The organism is Methyloceanibacter superfactus, assembly GCF_001723305.1.
GTDB classification, from domain to species: domain Bacteria; phylum Pseudomonadota; class Alphaproteobacteria; order Rhizobiales; family Methyloligellaceae; genus Methyloceanibacter; species Methyloceanibacter superfactus.
This window is the reverse complement of sequence record NZ_LPWF01000016.1, coordinates 44,308-59,593: the sequence shown is the minus strand read 5'-3', so window position 1 is coordinate 59,593 and position 15,286 is coordinate 44,308. Positions and strand designations below refer to the sequence as shown.

Genomic DNA, 15,286 nt, shown 5'->3' with positions numbered 1-15,286 from the left:
CAGGGAGAGGTTGGCGCAGCTACCGTTCTACGCGGCCTTCGCGTAATAGGACTTGAGCTGGTTCATCACCTGCTGCTTGTCGAACTCCGCGCCCATGGCGAGCATGGCGTCGGCGAAGCGGCTGGCGATCTCGGTGATCTGCTCAGGGCTGAGCTGGTTCAGGATGCCGATACGGACCTGCACCGGCTCCGACAGGGTCGGCCAGATGCCGAAGCCTTGCGCGCGGGCGCCCTGGACGAGCTCCTTCTCCTTGCCGGCGAGCTTGCCCGGCAGGTTGAGCACCACGAGGCTCGTCATGTTCGAGGTAACCTCGCAGCCCATGGCCTCGACGGCCTGACGCAGCGCCTTCTCGTGATAGGCATAGTCGGTCGCCTTGCGGCGGCGGCCGTAGCCGAGAATGATGCGCAGCGCCTCGTGGAACGAGCGACCGCGTAGCACGAATGGGTCTGGTGATAGCCGGGCGTGTCCACGTCCTTGCCGTCGATGATGCCCCAATGGCGGGCGTCGAGGATCGGATGGTTCACATAAGTGCGGCAGCCCCGCTGCTTGACCATCTCGATGGCCTTGTCGGTGAAGCTGACCGGCGCATAGGTGAGCGGCAGCGCCAGCACGCCCTTCTGCGGACACGACGCCCAGGCGACCACACCCGGATAGTCGTCGATGTTGAAGTCGGCGACGCCGAGGCTCGACACCGCATCGACGATGCCCATCACGCCGTGCTTCAGGCAGGCGTCGGAGAAGCCCTTGAGGTCGTGATGCGGCCCGAGCCGGTCTCCCAATGGGCCATGAATGCCCACATGGGCTTGTGCTCGGACAGCGCCTTGTCGACGGTCTCGCCGCTGACCGACTGGCCGTGCGGCGTCTCCACGATGGTGACGCTCGCGGCTTTCGGGTTGAGAGAATCGGCGGCCAGCTCCTCGGCGGTCGCGGCCTTCATGCGGATCGTGAGACTGTCGATGCCGGAGAAGGTGCCGTTCGGGAAGGCGACAACTTTGTCACTCGGCAGGATCAGGCTGAGCACACAGTCGAGCCCCGTGAAGCCGGTGCCGGCCACGCCATAGGTATAGACGTTCTTGGTGCCCCACAGCTCGCGCAGCATCAGCTTGGCTTCCATCATGCCGCGGAGCACGTCCTTCTGCATGTGGTCTGCCACGCCGCTCGCGGCGAAGCGCTCGAGCACGCGCGGGTCGGTGTTCCCGGGCCGGGGCCGGCGGCAAGGGTCTCAGGGATTACGAGCTGCGGAAATACTGTCATGGGAACACCCTCTGTCTATCGGTCAAAGATCAAGATTTTCGCCCAATCGTCTACCGGTCCGGGCGGAAACGAGCAAGTCCAGCGGGACGAATACATCACTGGCTCATACAACAGACTGCCCTGTTCCGGAACCGATTTTAGCCGTTTTTTGCCCTTTCTGCCTCGTTTTGTTGATAGCCGGGACAGCTCCCGCGGGAGCTCGGAGAAAACTCAGGCAGCATCGCCAGCCGAACCGAGCGGATGGCATTCCGCCGACCGTGGCGCGATGCCGATGCGATTCCGGCCCTCGCCACGGACCCGGCGCAGCGCCGCTTCGGCCTCCCGGTGCATTCTGGCGAAATCGCCGCCGTCGCCGTCGCATGTCGTGACGCCGATCGACACGCTGAGCGGGATCCCCATGAGAGGCATCCCCTCCCCGCTCAAGATGGAGAGTATCCTCTCGGCGATAGCTTGGCTCCCGCCTCGTCGCAGTCGGGCGCGTAAATCATGAACTCGTCACCGAACCGGCTGCACTGATCGCCGGGGCGTAAGCTCCGGCGCACGGCCTCGGCCGTGCGTGCGATGACGGCGTCGCCTGCAACGTGGCCGTGAGTATCGTTGATCGTGGAGAGATTATCGATGTCGACGAGCATGACCGCGCTCTTCCCGACATGTCTCTCCAGGGCCTTCTTGATGATCTCCATGGCCCCGCGCCGGTTGTAGAACCCGGTCAAGCTATCCTGTATGGAAATTTCGTGAAGCTCTTTGATGCGGCGTCGCATGGTCGCGTGGTAGCGCGCGACGAAATAGCCGATGAGCATGGCAAGCAGCAGCGCGGCAGCAAGCGAGGCGATTTCAATAGAGCGGAAGCGTGCCTCACCGGCCAGGTAATACCCCATGTCGAAGTCGACGCCGATAAAGCCGCTATACCGTCCCTCACTGTCGTAGATGGGAACGTGGGCGGTGAGGAAGGTCCCGTAGTCGTCCTCCTCGAAATCGGACGTGATGTACTCCTTGCCGGCTGCGAGATCTCTCAGCCACTGGCCATCGTCGTCCTCTTCGAGCTCGAATTTCTCCATGTACTGCGACGGGCGCAGCTCGTGCTTTGTGCGCAGCTTCGGCGACGTGGCCGTGTCGAGAACGAAATAGGGGACGCCGCCGCGATCGGCCATCGAATACACGTAGAAGATGTCGGGATCCGCCGAGTGAAACTTCACCAACGGTGCCAACGCCCGATCGTAGAGTTCTTGGCTGTAATTTGCTGGGTCTAGCAATTGACGGTGCAGATCGCCGTCCACGACACTCGCGGCGATGTGGCCGACCTCGCCGACATGCGCCCGCAAACCCTCGAGGCGGGCGCGCGTGGACAGGTGCTGCGGAATCGCCACGATCGCGACCAGGATGGCGGCCGCGATGAGGCTCGCAAGACCGAAGACAAGCGGATCAACGCCCCACCGGGCAATCGCAGCGCCGAGCCGTGACTGGCTTTTGGACACCGGATGCATACCCCTTCCAGTCTCGAAACAAGACCGAGCGGAGCGACGCTACGCGAGCAACATGAAATGTCACGTCAACCCGTTCTAGCCCCTTAATAAAATACGCCACCCCGCTCCGAAACCAATCAAAACAGCCGGCCTGTCGACCTCCCAGCTCAGGCCGCCTTGGCGCCGTGATGGGCCAAAACCTGATCCGCCGCCTTGCCGACCAGCTCGGCCAGATGGTCCAGCTTGGCGTGGAAGGTACCCACCCCCGCCGTAGCCGATCTGAGCTCGACGATCAGAGTCTGGATCTCGGCTTCGGGAATATTGGCCTGCACCACGTCCCATCCGGGCCAGCCGGGGCGCGCATCGAACCCCAGAATCTGCCCGCGATGGGACGAGACGATGGAGTTGATGCGCGCCGTGGCCTCCGACGGTACGGCGATCTCGACCGCCATGATCGGCTCCAACAGCACCGGCTGGCATTGCGGCATGCCCTCGGTCATGGCGATGCGTCCGGCCTGGCGGAACGCCATGTCGGACGAGTCCACCGAGTGATAGGAGCCGTCGATCAGGCACACGGCGACATCCACCACGGGGAAGCCGAGCGGCCCCGCATGCAGATAGTCGCGCACGCCGATCTCGACGCTCGGGATGTAAGTTCTTGCGGCGACGCCGCCGGTGATCTTCTCGGAGAAGGCAAAGCCCTCCCCGCGCGACAAAGGACCGATGGTCACCACCACGTCGCCGAACTGTCCGTGGCCGCCCGACTGCTTCTTGTGGCGCCCGCGCACTTCGGTCGATTTGCGGATGGTTTCCTTGTAGGGAATTTGCCGCGGGTGCGTGGCGGCGGCGATGCCGTATTTGCGGGTCAGGCGCTCCAGCGCCACGCGCAAATGCATCTCCCCCTGCCCCCACAGCACCATCTCGCCCATGTCCTGGTTATGGGTGATGGAGAGCGATGGGTCCTCCTCGATGATCTTCGCCAAAGCCGCGGTGAGCTTCACGTCGTCCTTCTTCTCCTTGGCCTCGATGGCGAGCCCGTAGACCGGATCGGCGATTTCCCCGGGCTCGACGGCGAAAGACGCTCCCTTCTCCGACGACAGCGTCTCGCCCGTCTTGATGCCTTCCAGCCGGCCGAAGGCGACCGTGTCCCCGGCCATTGCCGCCTCGCGCTTCACCGGCTCGTGGCCGAGAAGACTAAACACGCCGCCGATACGCTCCTCGGTGTCGCCGGCATAGACGGTGTCGCCATCGGCGAATTTGCCGGCCAAGACACGCGCCAGAGACAGCTTGCCGCCATGGGCCGTATGGAACGTCTTCATCACGAAGGCGCACGAGGACGCATCCTCGACCCCGAGGCGCTCCGCCGTCGCGCCGACAAACGGCGCCTCGTGGCGCAGCGCCTTCAGCAGGCGCAAGATGCCGTTGCCGTTCTCCGCCGAGCCGAGCAACACCGGGCAGATCACCCCCTCGCGAAGCTCCTTGGACAGATCGTCGAACACGAGGTCGCGCGGCGGTGGCACATCCTCCAGCAGCTGCTCCATCAGCGCATCGTCATAGTCGGCGAGCTTCTCCAGCATGGAGAAGCGGGCTTCCTGCTCGCGATCGGCGAGCGTCTTCGGCATGTCGATGACCTCGGACGCCGCGTGCTCGCGATAGACATGCGCGCGCTCCAGCGCCAGATCGATGAAGCCGGTGACGATGCCGCTCTCCCAGATCGGCACCTGGCGCAGCACGAGCGGCACGGTGGAAGCGGGCTGTAGCATCGGCACGATGTCGCGCACGCGCGTCTCCGCTTTGTCGATCTTGTTGAGGAACAAGAAATGCGGGATGCCGCGATCCTCGAGCTGCTTGAGGATGAGCTGGAGCGCTGGCACCTTCTTCTCGTCGGGCTCGCACACCACCACGACGGCGTCGCAAGCCGCCAGCACATTGGCGGAGTCGGCCTGAAATTCGATGGAGCCGGGGCAGTCGAGGAAGGTAAAGCTGTCGCCGAGAAATTCGACCGTGGCCGCGTTGAGCTCAACGCTCATGCCGTGATGGCGGGCCTCGTCGGAGGCATCGCCAACCGTGTTCTTGGCGGCGGTGGCGCCCTGCCGGTTGATAACGCCGGTGCGCGCCAGGATGGATTCGAGAAGTGTCGTTTTTCCGCTGAGATAGGGGCCAACCAGTGCGATGCAGCGGGCGCTGCGGGCTGGCTGGCCCTGCGCTTGGCCCATGATCTCCTCCCTTGGCGGTACGCCGCGCGGAGGCTGGCCGTTATCGGCCCTTATCCCTCAACGCGAGCCTCGATGACCCATCGTGTCAAGGGACGGGCCCTCTGGCAAGGGCCGCGATTCGGCAGGAGCAGACCCTAGGCCAGCCCGCCCTCGGCCAAGGGATCGTGGGTGATGAGGCCCAGCACCTCGTTCGAGGCGAAGCCGAGCGACATGCCACGCATTACCCCGGGCACCACGGCGACGTCGTAAAGCTCGCCCACCGGGCCATCGATGCGGAACCAATGGACACAAGCGCCGGTGTTGAGGTCGATCACCTGCACGCCGCACCACGGTTCGGAATCCGCATCCGCCAGCTTCTTGTCGAGCGCCAATCCCTCGAAGCGCTCGTAGCGCGGCTTCGACAACCCGACCAAAGCGAAATTGCCGTGGAAGCCAAGCCCGCGCACGAAGCCGGGGCAGAACGCCACCACATGGAACTTGGCATCGGCCGCCTTCGCCGCCGGCTCGACCCAGCCGAGCTCGCCGGTGCCGGAGTTCAGCACATAGAGCTTGCCGTTATAGACCCGCGGCGAATGCGGCATGGACAACCCGCCAATGACAATCTCGCCGGTGGCGACATCGATGACGATGCCCCCGTCGAAGCGGCGGTCGCGCCAGCCGTCGATCGTGTCGGACTTGCTCACCGCCGTGACATAGCGCGGCACCCCGTCCTCCATGGCGAGGCCGTTCAGATGGCAGCGGTCCTCCTTGACGATCTTGGACACGAAAGGCGGCTTCCACAGCGGCGTGAAGCTATGCCGATCGGAGGTCGTGGCCAGGCAGTTATGTGTCGTGTTGACGAAAATGATTCGGCCGTCCTTGAGCTGACCCACATCGTGGGCGTCGAGCTCGCCCGTGACGAACAGCTCGCGCGGCACGTAGCAATGGTCGAACACATTGTTGACCAGCTGATCCGGCTCCAGCACGTTTTTGAACTTGATGATCTGGAACAGCGTGGCGAGCAACAGCGTCTGCTGATCGGGCACGCAAATCCCCATGGCCTTGCGGAAGAAGCGCTCGTCCACCAGCAGGCCGCCCTCGACATTCTGGCCGAGCAGATAGAACTTGCCGGACTGGTAGGACGAGATGGCGACGGAGATCTTGTTGGCGCCGAGAAACCCGGCGAACCCCGGCGACATGGAGTAGGTAACCTTCTCCTCCGGCTTGGCCTCCGCCGGCGCCCCCTCCTGCCCGGCGGCCGCCTGCGGCATCTCATCGGCCGAGGCCGGCTGGTCTTCACTACGTTGCGACATGAACTGGCCTTCTTCCGAGGGGCCCTAGGTTTAGCCCGTCGGGCGGACGACTGACAACTTGCGAAGGGCAATCCCTCGTCATTCGCAACCGGAATCGGGCCACAGCACAGTATTCTCTGCCTGTTCTCGTCGGCCCGGAGTTCCGCTATGGTGCCGCCCTCTTCCGAAGGGGGTTCCATGCGTCTGTTTGCTTATGTGCTGACGGCCTTTCTGGGCGTGACTTTGAGTGCCGCCGCCGCCCCGGCTTTGATGCCGGTCACGCCGTCGGGCGCGCCGGACCAGCTTGTGCTGGATGCCAAGATCATCTGCGGGGATACCGGGGACGGATATAAGTGCCGGACCGAACCGGGGGCCTTACGGAGAGGCAAGATGCGGCCGATCCCCACCAGCCCGTCCGACAAGTCCAGCGGGGGCTGGTTCGGCGGCAGCAGCAGCGACGACTCCGACGCATTACCCCCCGCACCGGGCGATACAAGCGGCACGCAAGCGCGCCCGCCACCTGTCCGAGCAATACCGAAATGCTTGCCGGGCACTGCATCCCCTATACCCAGACCTGCAATCGCGGCCTGGCCGCCAATGCCAACCCGCAAGCGTGCCGAGCCGCCGAGGAGAAGCAGGTTTGCAGTTTCCGCGCCGACGGGCTGAAGGATTGCTGCTGCCGCATCTACAGCAAGTTCTAGGCGCGCCGCGGCTCGTCCTTGGCGTGCGGGCCCAGCGGCTGGCCGTATGAAAACTCGATGATGTAGCCGGTCGGGTCCTTGACGCCGCAGAGATAGCCGGTCGGCGGAGCATAATCGCGCGGCTCCCAGTGCAACAGCCCCTCGGCCTTCGCTTTCGCCGCGATCGCGTCGATGTCCGCCCGCGACGCGACGCCGAAACCGTAATGAGTCATATCGTCGGCGTCCTGGTCGCGCGGCGGCCCACCGCCGAGCAGGACCAGCACGAAGCGTTGCTCGGCGCCGGGGCTCGCCAGCCACACCACGCGCTTATCGCACGCGCCATGCTCCTTGACGATCTTCATGCCGCAATAGCGCTCGTAGAAGTCGATGGACTGGCCGAGATCCGCCACATGCATCGCGCAATGGGTGAATGACGGTGTCATGGCTTGCTCCATGCCGCCCGCACCGTATCGAGCACGAGGCCGAACTTCCCGAAGATCCAATAATGGCCCGCGCCTTCGATGACCTCGAGCCGGCAATTGGGCAATAAACCGGCCAGGCGATACGCCGCGTCGGCGGGTACGATGGTATCCTCGCTGCCTTGCCACATGAAGGCCGGGATAACGATCTCGGCGAGATCGAGGTTCCACGGTGCGCAATAGAGCCGCAAATCCTGGAGCGGGCCCTCGGCCCCGTTTCGCAAGGCTTCCCGCATCGTCGCTTGGAGATTGGCCCTGACCTCGGGACGAGCAAGTACGTCGCAATCCGTCACCGTCACCCGCTGCGTCAAGATGTGGTAGGCGACGCCGGGCGCCCAATCGAGCAGCATCCGTAGCCCCGCGAAGAACGCGCCCGCCGCGTGATGGGACGGCGCCATGCGGGTGAAGATGAGATGGTGCATATGCGACATGCGGATATGCTCGCCGCAATCGGCGATGGGCCCAACGGGGCCGATCAGCGCTAGGCGCAGCACCCGATCCTTGAGCAGCGCCGCGGCTGCCACCGCATGGGGTCCGCCGCCCGAGACGCCGACAAGGGCGAAGCGGTCGAGCCCGAACGCATCGACGATGGCTTCGACGTCGTGAGCGGTCTCGCCCAGCGTGCCGACATGATGGGTGTCGGAGAGACCGTAACCGGGACGCTCCGGCGCGATGAGCCACAACCCCCGCGCTCTCGCCGCCTCGTCGGTGAGCGCGAACATGAAGCGGGAGCCTGGCGTGCCGTGCAGCGCGATCACCGGCAGCCCGTCCGGGTCGCCGTATTCCGCGTAGCCGATGCGGCGCCCGTCGGGTAGACGGTGGACCCGCGACGTGCGGTCTCGCGTGCTCGGTCTCTCCGCTGTGACGATGCTGTCCATGGCTCCCCGCGATGGGCCGCGAGGCCCGCCTCCAGGGCCAAGCCCAAAACGCTAGTCGCAGCCGATCATGATGTCGCTGGGATTGATGATCAGCGCCACCGTCTTGCCTTCATAGAGCTTGAGCGTCTCGAGCGAAGCAATGGTGACGCTCGCCTCGACCATGGTGTCGTCGGCGATCTGCACATAGACGATGGCGGTCACGGCCCCTTTGCGGATCTCCATGATCTTGCCTTCGATCTGGTTGCCCGTGCTGAGCTTGCTGAATTTCATGCTCTCGCCCTCTGCTTTATCCATGCCGATTATTGACAACCCTAGCTGAGACTGGCGCAAAAGCGCTGGATGCGGCGGCACGCCTCTTCCAGCGCTTCCATGCCGGTGGCGTAGGAGATGCGGAAGAACGGCGACAGGCCGAAGGCCGCGCCGTGCACGACGGCAACGCCCTCCTCGGCCAGCAAAGCCACGGCGAAATCCTCGTCGTTGCCGATCACTTGCCCCTTCGGCGTCTTCTTCCCGATACAGCCCTCGCAGGACGGGTAGACGTAGAACGCGCCTTCCGGGGTCGGACAGCTAATGCCGGTCGCCTGGTTGAGCATCGACACCACCACTCGCGCCGCTCCTGGAACGACTTCACCCAGTCCTTGAGAAAATCCTGGGGACCGCGCAGCGCCTCGACCGCCGCCCACTGGCTGATGGAGCACGGGTTGGAGGTCGACTGCGATTGCAGCTTGCCGATGGCCTTGATCAGCTCCGCCGGACCACCCGCATAGCCGATGCGCCAGCCGGTCATCGAATAGGCCTTGGACACGCCATTCAGCGTCAGCGTGCGGTCCTTGAGCTTCGGCTCCACCTGCGCCGGCGTCGTGAAGTCGAAGCCGTCATAGACGAGGTGCTCGTAGATATCGTCGGACAGCACCCAGACGCGCTCGTGCTTGAGCAGAACGTCGGTCAACGCCTTGATCTCATCGCGCGTATAGGCCGAGCCGGTCGGGTTCGACGGCGAGTTGAAGATGAACCACTTGGTCTTGGGCGTGATCGCCTTCTCGAGCGCCTCCGGCGTGAGCTTGAAGCCGTCCTCGACCTTGGTCTCGACGACGACGGGCTCCGCACCGGCCAGCAGAACGATATCCGGATAGCTCACCCAATAAGGCGACGGGATGATCACCTCGTCGCCGGGGTCGAGGGTCGCCAGCAGCGCGTGTAGAGCACGTGCTTGCCGCCGCTGCCCACGGTGATCTCGGCGGGCTTGTAGTCCAGGCCGTTCTCGCGGGCGAACTTCTCGACGATCGCCTGCTTGAGCTCGGGGATGCCGTCGACGGCAGTGTATTTGGTCTCGCCGCGCGTGATGGCGTCGATACCCGCCTGCTTGATGTTGTCGGGGGTATCGAAATCGGGCTCGCCGGCGCCAAGGCCGATGACATCGAAACCGGCGGCTTTCATTTCGCGCGCCTTGTTCGTGATGGCCATGGTCGGAGAAGGCTTGACCCGTTCAAGCGTGCGGGAGACCAGTCCCATGAAGAACTCCTGGAAGAATGTCTAAGGGCTTCGGGAAAAAACGTCGCAACCCTATGCGGGCGCAGAAGGGCTCGCAAGTGCAATGCACAATAAGCCCGTGCAAAAGAAAGACGCAGCGCCGAGCAGGACCCCGCGCTGCGTCAATCTTAGGCAAAAAGGCCAGGAAACCTGGGTTACGCGGCTTCCTTGTTGAGCTGCCCCTCGGCCAGCTTGCTCAGCAGCTGGTCGGCTGCGTATTCCTGGTCAAGCGTCTCCTGGAGCAGCTTAGCGGCGTCGTTCTTGCCGAGTTGCTTGGCCCAGGCGATCAGCGTGCCGTAACGGGTGATCTCATAATGCTCCACGGCTTGGGCATCGGCGATCATGGCCGCGTCGCGAACATCCGGATCCTTGGAATCCTTGATGCCCTCGTCGCCTTCCTTGAGGATGCCGTCGATGGCCGGGCAGGTCTCGCCCTTGGCCTTCTCGCCGACGATAAAGACCTGCTCCAGGCGTTTCACCTGACCTTCGGTCTCCTTCAGATGGTCGTCGAATGCCTTCCGCAGCTTGGCTGAGTCGCACTTCTTCGACATCTTCGGCAGCGCCTTCAGCACCTGCTTCTCGGCGTAATAGATGTCCTTGAGGTGATGCAGGAATAGATCCTCCAGGTTCTTCATATTGGACATGGTGTTGGCTCCTTGGGTCACGGGGGTAAGCGGGGGTGTGGGCTGCCCAGCAAGGCGGCAGGGCGGCCCGGTATCATCAATGATGTGTTGTCAGTTACGCGGGGAGAAACGTGCGGACCCGTGTCCGGTTCCTCGCCCAAGCGAGCCGCCGAGCGGGCACCCATGGCCACAGTTGTGGCTAACAAGTGCTTTTTAGGGCCACATTACGGTTAAGCCTGCGCCCCATTGCCGTGGTCGATTAACCCTCGTGCCAGCCTCGAGGGATAGGCGATGACTGTGCGACGCAAAGCGCCGAGCCTCAATAAGACATTGGTAGCATTGTCTTTTTTGTTGCTGAGCGTGGCGGTCATGCGCGCCTTGCCGCCCATCGAGCCCTCGAATCCATCGGTCGCGGCCACCCCCGCCGCCGCAGAGCCAGATGGCGAACTTGTTACCAGGACGAACCTGCCCCTGAGCCTTCCAGACAGCCGGGTCTATGATAGACTTACGGCTCAAGTCCTTGGCGCTGAGCCATCGACCCGAAACGGCAAGACAGGACAATTCTCAATGTTCGTCCTTCTATTCACCTTCCTAAGCGCGGTGACGCTGGTTTTCTGGCGTCACCACCGCCGCGACTATGCCTCCCCGCGGCGGATCGGGAGGAGGATCTGATGCCGAAACGGGGGTCGGTGCAGCTCCTCCTCCTTTTCCTTCGCCCGCGCGCGACGCTCGGGTGGGGCATGGGAGCAGCTGTCGCCATCGGTCTCGTCGCCGGTCTGGTGCACTGAACGGGACTGCGCCTTTGCTGGATAAGGCTGGACTCGCGCAGACACTCCGCCAGGGCGCCTGGGAGAAGGCGCTTGCCGGTCAATCGACGCCGGCGCGCTGGCCGTGGCAGGACATGTCGGAGAACATGTCCTTCGCGCCCGGTGCGAAGGTTCCGCGGCTCGGCCTCAGCGCCGCCATGCTCAATCAGACCGTCGAGGTGCCGCAAGCGGCCGTCTCGGAGCCGTACCGCCCTGCTCATGCGAAGTCAGACAAAGACGTCGAAGCCGCCGGCGACGTGGCGATCGGCGACGTGAGAGATCGGCGACAGCATCACCTTCACGGCGGCCGACGGCGCCACCTGCGTCTACCGGGTCACCGGGCGCCGCGTGGTGGACCCGCATCTCGCCGATGGCGAGGCGATGCGCGCCGATGGCGAGGCTCCCTGTTCAATTGCGGGCCGCTCGATCGCTTGATCATGCAGGCGACGCAAGGCGAGCCCCCGGTCACGCCGCAAGCGACCGGCGACCAGCAGAAGCTCTAACCGCCCAGTCTCGAGAGATCCGCGGGTCCGCTGCGGGCTACCGCCGTTGTGGCGGCGGCGGACTTGCTGCGGGCGCGGCACCTTCCGCCGGCGCGCGGCGCGTGGCACCGCCGTCTCGCCCTCAGCCGGTGCGGCCTGTGGCGGCGGAGCTGGCGGCGGCACGACCGCCGGCTGTGCTGTCGGACGGCGATCTTCCTCGACCCGCGCCTTCAGCTTCGCAAGCCCGTTGCTGTATTCAGCCCCGACAAAGCCGTCGAGCATCAGCGCCTTCCAGCGCTTCAGCGGGCTCGAGCCCGTCGCATAACCGAAGGTCCAGGTGACCTTGCTGCCGGAGCCTGCCGGTGCCAGGTCGAAACCGCTGGTGCCCTCGAGCCCGTTGAAATTGGCGGTCATGCCGAGGCTCTTGGACTGTTCCGCCTCGACGATCTCCAAGCTGCCGGTGCCGACCGACGGCTCGTCGCTTTCCCACACGAGCTTCGAGCCCACACCTTCAGGCGGCCCCGAATAGGTCACCTTCATGTTCGGGTCCCTCGCCGCCCATGGCGACCAGGTCGAGAACCGGCGAAGATTGTTGAGATAAGGGTAGATCGCGTATTCCGGCGCATTGATCACCACCGACCGCGCCACCGTGACATGCGCCGGCAGTCCTAAAGACACCGCCGCGAAAATCACAACGAGCACCCCGAGCCCGAGGATCAGCCGCATCATTGGCGCCATTACAGTCCCTCCCTAAGCCTCGGCTAAACCCCCGCGAAGCGCCGTTTTCGTCACGTTTCAGCCACCCAAACGCGCTCGCTTTTTCACAAAAAACGATTACAGTCCGCTCGTCAACAAGAGGGAGGGCTGAAGATGAGTCTGTCACCACCGACAACCGTCGTCTTCGTAATTTCGATCTTTCTGGCCCTATTGGCCATCATCGGTAACTTCGTCGCGATTCCGTTCGTCACTGAGCACGGTTTCTGGGTCGCCGTCGTCGCCTATATCATCCTGGCTTGCGGCAATATCTTTAGAGGTTTCTAGCCTCGACTGACCTCCGGCGGGGGCCTCCCTCCGGAGGTCGAGCCGCAAGACCGGCCACGACAGACGCTCATGTCTGGCCGTAGAAGACGAGCGCCGCGCCCAGCGCGATCAGCAAAAATCCCCCACCCTGCATCCAACTCAGCGGCTCGTTGAAATAGACGGCGGCAAAGCCCGCAAACACGACCAGAGTAATCACCTCTTGGATCGTCTTGAGCTCGGCCGGCGAATAGACCGCACTGCCGAGGCGGTTCGCCGGCACGGCGAAGCAATATTCGACGAAGGCGATGCCCCAGCTGATCAGCACCACGGTGACCAAAGGCACGGACTTGTATTTCAGGTGGCCGTACCACGCCAAGGTCATGAACAGGTTGGAGCAGATCAGCAGCAGGACCGGCAGCAGATAGGGCAGCAGCCCCGGCCTGAGAAAACCGGAAAGAAGGGTCATGGGAGCCTCGGCTGAAAATCAAGAGAGTCACGCGCAAGGCGGCCACCTCGCAAGGCGGTCGCGCTTCGCTTTGCGTTTTAGCGGGAGAGAGTCTTTGGCGAATGCAAAAAGAAGGGCCGGCGCTTTCGAGCCGGCCCTCTTTGTCGATCTAGTCGGCGTCCCGGCCTAGTCGTCGTCGTCTCTCGCCCAGGACGGCCGGTACGGCAGCGGGGTCGGGCTCGGACTCGGGCTCGGACTCCCGCCTGGCGGCATCGATGGACGCGGCGAGCCGAAACCGGGCGAACCGCCCATCGGACTCGCCGGACGCGGCGGCGTGCTCGCCATGCCGCCCGACGGCGGAGCCATCGGCCGGGGCGCGGGCGGCGCCATTGGCGGAGCCGGTCTCACCGGCGCCGCGGCCATGGGCCTAGGCGCGGGCGCGGCCGGCTTGGCCACGACGGCGGCCTGCGGCTTCGCCGCTACGGGCTTCCGCTTCGCTGCCGGCTTGGACTTTGCCACCGCCGACTTGGCGGCCGGTTTGCGAGCCGGCGCTTTTCGAGCAGGCTTCTTCGCCGCCGGTTTACGCGCCGTCTTTCGCGCAGACTTCTTCGCCGCCGGCTTACGGGCGGTGGTCTTCCGCGCAGTCTTGCGGGCCGTCTTCCTGGCCGCCGGACGCCTGGTCGCAGTCTTCTTCCGCGCGGTCGACTTCCGAGCGGTCTTGCGAGCCGTCGTCTTACGAGCAGCCTTCTTCGCAGCAGGCCGCCTTGCGGTGGTCTTGCGAGCACTCGTCTTGCGCGCGGTGGTCTTCCGGGCGGCTGCAGTGCGGCGCGCCGGGCTCTTACGAGCAGTCTTCTTACTCGTCGTGCGTTTCTTCCCAGTTGTTCTCGTCGCCATAGCTTTGCTCCGATTCTGTTTTGATGACGCCATCTACCCGTTCAACAGGACGCGTACATCGAATCACGCTTCACTTGGTCCAGGCTTGCCGTCCCACATGGCAAGTCAATTATTTTTTTTGAGTATAAGCTGATCGCAGCAGAAAATGGCAATTTGGCGGGCACTCTTCGCGGAACTTCAACAACCAATTCTTTCCAAGCGCACCACGATGTGCCGGAAATTGTGCATCCGCTGCACAAAAACGAATCGCCTCGTTAAATACAAAAGCGTGCGCGCCGACGCGCAGCACCCGCATATCGGCCCGCGCGCAGGCGCTTGAGGGCATGTTGCAGTGCGGCCGTGAAGTTCGGAAAAGACTTTGAAGAGAAGAAAGTCGCGCACCGATGCGGACCGCGCGGCTCCTAGCGCAGGTCGTCGCTGACCGCCGCCATGATATCCTCGGTCTTCATCCGGCGACGGAAGTCGGGATCCACGAAGCGCGCTTTGACATGACCATCCTGGCCGACGATGAGAGTCGCCGGAATGGGCAGAAGCCACCCGCCATTTCCCTGGAACCGTTCGAGATCGATGCCGAACTGCTGGTACATGCCCTTGATCTTGTCACCAACCCAGAACACCAGGCCGAGCGAGAAGGCGTACATCAAGTCGACGTCAGTTAGCACGGAGAAGGGCAGACTGCGCTTGGCCTGCAGATCGCGCGCATACTGGCCGAGCTCGGGCGTGACGGACACCACGTCCGCACCGGCGGCGGCGATATAAGGATAAGCCCGCGCCAAGGCATGGAGCTCGAGGCCGCAATAGTCGCACCAAGGCCCACGATTGAAGCTGATCACCAGCGGGCCTCGCTTTAGATAGGACTCCAGGCCGACCAAGCGGCCCTCGCTATCGGCCAGTAAGAAGTCGGGCATCTTGTGGCCCACGGCCGGGACCAGCGTGCCGGCCCCGTTCTCCCGAATGCGCCCGACCAGATCGTCGTAGGTCGCCTCCAACTCGGGCAGAAGCTTGCGCGTTTCCCCCAGATAGAAGTCCAACCGCTCCGGCAGAGGTGCCTGAAGTGCGTCGGCCTGATGAAAGGCTTGGGTGAGCGCGTCTTCGCTTGTTGCTTGTTCACTCATGGGTCACCCGTAGTAGCGACCTTCCATCCCGCGAGCCAGTGCAAACCAGGCCGCAGCGGCCCAGCGCGGCCCTATCGTTTACGGATATCCTTTCCAGGGCCTAAACCCGGATCACCGCACGCCCCAAGCG

Annotated in this window: 18 protein-coding genes and 1 pseudogene; 3 read left to right on the top strand and 16 right to left on the bottom strand. The window is 63.9% G+C overall.

Features of this window, described 5'->3' with window-relative positions; translation table 11 throughout:
- Window positions 1–27: 27 nt before the first annotated feature.
- The 7 genes from AUC69_RS17870 to AUC69_RS04960 all read right to left on the bottom strand — a co-directional run bounded on the left by AUC69_RS17870 (window position 28) and on the right by AUC69_RS04960 (window position 6,225).
- Window positions 28–297, bottom strand: coding sequence for a hypothetical protein (locus AUC69_RS17870; RefSeq protein ID WP_204377265.1), 270 nt, complete (start codon window positions 295–297; stop codon window positions 28–30).
- The gene (locus tag AUC69_RS17865; RefSeq protein WP_204377264.1) at window positions 294–797 is read right to left on the bottom strand and encodes a hypothetical protein; all 504 of its coding nucleotides are present in this window, start codon (window positions 795–797) and stop codon (window positions 294–296) included. Before AUC69_RS17865 ends, AUC69_RS17870 begins: the two co-directional genes overlap by 4 nt.
- Entirely contained in the window at window positions 722–1,180 is a 459-nt protein-coding gene (locus AUC69_RS17860; protein ID WP_204377263.1) for a PLP-dependent aminotransferase family protein, read from the bottom strand. The genes AUC69_RS17865 and AUC69_RS17860 overlap by 76 nt, the downstream gene beginning before the upstream one ends.
- A 284-nt stretch (window positions 1,181–1,464) precedes the next feature.
- A complete protein-coding gene (locus tag AUC69_RS04975; protein ID WP_141700593.1) occupies window positions 1,465–1,653 on the bottom strand; it encodes a hypothetical protein in 189 nt (62 codons plus the stop codon).
- A gap of 20 nt (window positions 1,654–1,673) precedes the next feature.
- Window positions 1,674–2,738 (bottom strand): sensor domain-containing diguanylate cyclase, encoded by a 1,065-nt coding sequence (locus tag AUC69_RS04970; protein ID WP_069441172.1) that lies wholly within the window; start codon window positions 2,736–2,738, stop codon window positions 1,674–1,676.
- Window positions 2,739–2,884: 146 nt separating this feature from the next.
- Window positions 2,885–4,933 (bottom strand): elongation factor G, encoded by a 2,049-nt coding sequence (locus tag AUC69_RS04965; RefSeq protein ID WP_069441171.1) that lies wholly within the window; start codon window positions 4,931–4,933, stop codon window positions 2,885–2,887.
- A 134-nt stretch (window positions 4,934–5,067) separates the two neighbouring features.
- Window positions 5,068–6,225 (bottom strand): TIGR03032 family protein, encoded by a 1,158-nt coding sequence (locus tag AUC69_RS04960; RefSeq protein WP_244500096.1) that lies wholly within the window; start codon window positions 6,223–6,225, stop codon window positions 5,068–5,070.
- Window positions 6,226–6,743: 518 nt separating this feature from the next.
- On the opposite strand from AUC69_RS04960, the gene AUC69_RS17330 reads away from it, so the two are divergent.
- Window positions 6,744–6,905, top strand: a complete 162-nt coding sequence (locus AUC69_RS17330) for a hypothetical protein (protein WP_158008017.1) — start codon at window positions 6,744–6,746, stop codon at window positions 6,903–6,905.
- Here the strand turns inward: AUC69_RS17330 and AUC69_RS04950 are convergent.
- From AUC69_RS04950 to AUC69_RS04920, 7 genes and pseudogenes are all read right to left on the bottom strand, one after another.
- Window positions 6,902–7,327, bottom strand: a complete 426-nt coding sequence (locus AUC69_RS04950) for a VOC family protein (protein ID WP_069441329.1) — start codon at window positions 7,325–7,327, stop codon at window positions 6,902–6,904. The genes AUC69_RS17330 and AUC69_RS04950 overlap by 4 nt on opposite strands.
- Window positions 7,324–8,241: an alpha/beta fold hydrolase gene (locus AUC69_RS04945; RefSeq protein WP_069441169.1), complete on the bottom strand. Its 918-nt coding sequence runs from the start codon at window positions 8,239–8,241 to the stop codon at window positions 7,324–7,326. Before AUC69_RS04945 ends, AUC69_RS04950 begins: the two co-directional genes overlap by 4 nt.
- A gap of 51 nt (window positions 8,242–8,292) precedes the next feature.
- Window positions 8,293–8,535 (bottom strand): TOBE domain-containing protein, encoded by a 243-nt coding sequence (locus AUC69_RS04940; RefSeq protein WP_083239103.1) that lies wholly within the window; start codon window positions 8,533–8,535, stop codon window positions 8,293–8,295.
- A 17-nt stretch (window positions 8,536–8,552) separates the two neighbouring features.
- Window positions 8,553–9,753, bottom strand: a pseudogene (locus AUC69_RS04935) (pyridoxal phosphate-dependent aminotransferase).
- 173 nt (window positions 9,754–9,926) lie between these two features.
- Window positions 9,927–10,415: a YciE/YciF ferroxidase family protein gene (locus AUC69_RS04930; RefSeq protein ID WP_069441327.1), complete on the bottom strand. Its 489-nt coding sequence runs from the start codon at window positions 10,413–10,415 to the stop codon at window positions 9,927–9,929.
- A 209-nt stretch (window positions 10,416–10,624) separates the two neighbouring features.
- Window positions 10,625–10,813, bottom strand: coding sequence for a hypothetical protein (locus tag AUC69_RS04925; RefSeq protein WP_069441168.1), 189 nt, complete (start codon window positions 10,811–10,813; stop codon window positions 10,625–10,627).
- A 713-nt stretch (window positions 10,814–11,526) separates the two neighbouring features.
- A complete protein-coding gene (locus tag AUC69_RS04920; RefSeq protein ID WP_069441167.1) occupies window positions 11,527–12,420 on the bottom strand; it encodes an SRPBCC family protein in 894 nt (297 codons plus the stop codon).
- A gap of 132 nt (window positions 12,421–12,552) precedes the next feature.
- Between AUC69_RS04920 and AUC69_RS17325 the strand changes: the two genes are divergently transcribed.
- A complete protein-coding gene (locus AUC69_RS17325; RefSeq protein WP_158008016.1) occupies window positions 12,553–12,723 on the top strand; it encodes a hypothetical protein in 171 nt (56 codons plus the stop codon).
- A 67-nt stretch (window positions 12,724–12,790) separates the two neighbouring features.
- On the opposite strand, the gene AUC69_RS04915 is transcribed toward AUC69_RS17325, so the two are convergent.
- Window positions 12,791–13,168 carry a DMT family protein gene (locus tag AUC69_RS04915; protein ID WP_069441166.1) on the bottom strand — a complete coding sequence of 126 codons (378 nt, stop codon included), beginning with the start codon at window positions 13,166–13,168 and terminating at the stop codon, window positions 12,791–12,793.
- A gap of 322 nt (window positions 13,169–13,490) precedes the next feature.
- On the opposite strand from AUC69_RS04915, the gene AUC69_RS04910 reads away from it, so the two are divergent.
- On the top strand, window positions 13,491–14,174 hold the full coding sequence (locus AUC69_RS04910) for a hypothetical protein (RefSeq protein WP_141700592.1): 684 nt from the start codon (window positions 13,491–13,493) through the stop codon (window positions 14,172–14,174).
- Between the two features lie 268 nt (window positions 14,175–14,442).
- Here the strand turns inward: AUC69_RS04910 and AUC69_RS04905 are convergent, their stop codons facing one another.
- A complete protein-coding gene (locus AUC69_RS04905) occupies window positions 14,443–15,156 on the bottom strand; it encodes a peroxiredoxin-like family protein (RefSeq protein WP_069441164.1) in 714 nt (237 codons plus the stop codon).
- Window positions 15,157–15,286 lie beyond the last annotated feature (130 nt).

Excerpts from the sequence above, each read along its gene's own strand:
- AUC69_RS04905 (WP_069441164.1), bottom strand. The coding sequence starts at position 15,156 with ATGAGTGAACAAGCAACAAGCGAAGACGCGCTCACCCAAGCCTTTCAT.
- AUC69_RS04960 (WP_244500096.1), bottom strand. The coding sequence starts at position 6,225 with ATGTCGCAACGTAGTGAAGACCAGCCGGCCTCGGCCGATGAGATGCCG.
- AUC69_RS17330 (WP_158008017.1), top strand. The coding sequence starts at position 6,744 with ATGCTTGCCGGGCACTGCATCCCCTATACCCAGACCTGCAATCGCGGC.
- AUC69_RS04965 (WP_069441171.1), bottom strand. The coding sequence starts at position 4,933 with ATGGGCCAAGCGCAGGGCCAGCCAGCCCGCAGCGCCCGCTGCATCGCA.
- AUC69_RS04910 (WP_141700592.1), top strand. The coding sequence starts at position 13,491 with ATGCCGCCCGACGGCGGAGCCATCGGCCGGGGCGCGGGCGGCGCCATT.
- AUC69_RS04915 (WP_069441166.1), bottom strand. The coding sequence starts at position 13,168 with ATGACCCTTCTTTCCGGTTTTCTCAGGCCGGGGCTGCTGCCCTATCTG.
- AUC69_RS04970 (WP_069441172.1), bottom strand. The coding sequence starts at position 2,738 with ATGCATCCGGTGTCCAAAAGCCAGTCACGGCTCGGCGCTGCGATTGCC.
- AUC69_RS04930 (WP_069441327.1), bottom strand. The coding sequence starts at position 10,415 with ATGTCCAATATGAAGAACCTGGAGGATCTATTCCTGCATCACCTCAAG.
- AUC69_RS04975 (WP_141700593.1), bottom strand. The coding sequence starts at position 1,653 with ATGGGGATCCCGCTCAGCGTGTCGATCGGCGTCACGACATGCGACGGC.
- AUC69_RS04920 (WP_069441167.1), bottom strand. The coding sequence starts at position 12,420 with ATGGCGCCAATGATGCGGCTGATCCTCGGGCTCGGGGTGCTCGTTGTG.
- AUC69_RS17870 (WP_204377265.1), bottom strand. The coding sequence starts at position 297 with ATGACGAGCCTCGTGGTGCTCAACCTGCCGGGCAAGCTCGCCGGCAAG.
- AUC69_RS04950 (WP_069441329.1), bottom strand. The coding sequence starts at position 7,327 with ATGACACCGTCATTCACCCATTGCGCGATGCATGTGGCGGATCTCGGC.
- AUC69_RS04945 (WP_069441169.1), bottom strand. The coding sequence starts at position 8,241 with ATGGACAGCATCGTCACAGCGGAGAGACCGAGCACGCGAGACCGCACG.
- AUC69_RS04940 (WP_083239103.1), bottom strand. The coding sequence starts at position 8,535 with ATGGATAAAGCAGAGGGCGAGAGCATGAAATTCAGCAAGCTCAGCACG.
- AUC69_RS17325 (WP_158008016.1), top strand. The coding sequence starts at position 12,553 with ATGAGTCTGTCACCACCGACAACCGTCGTCTTCGTAATTTCGATCTTT.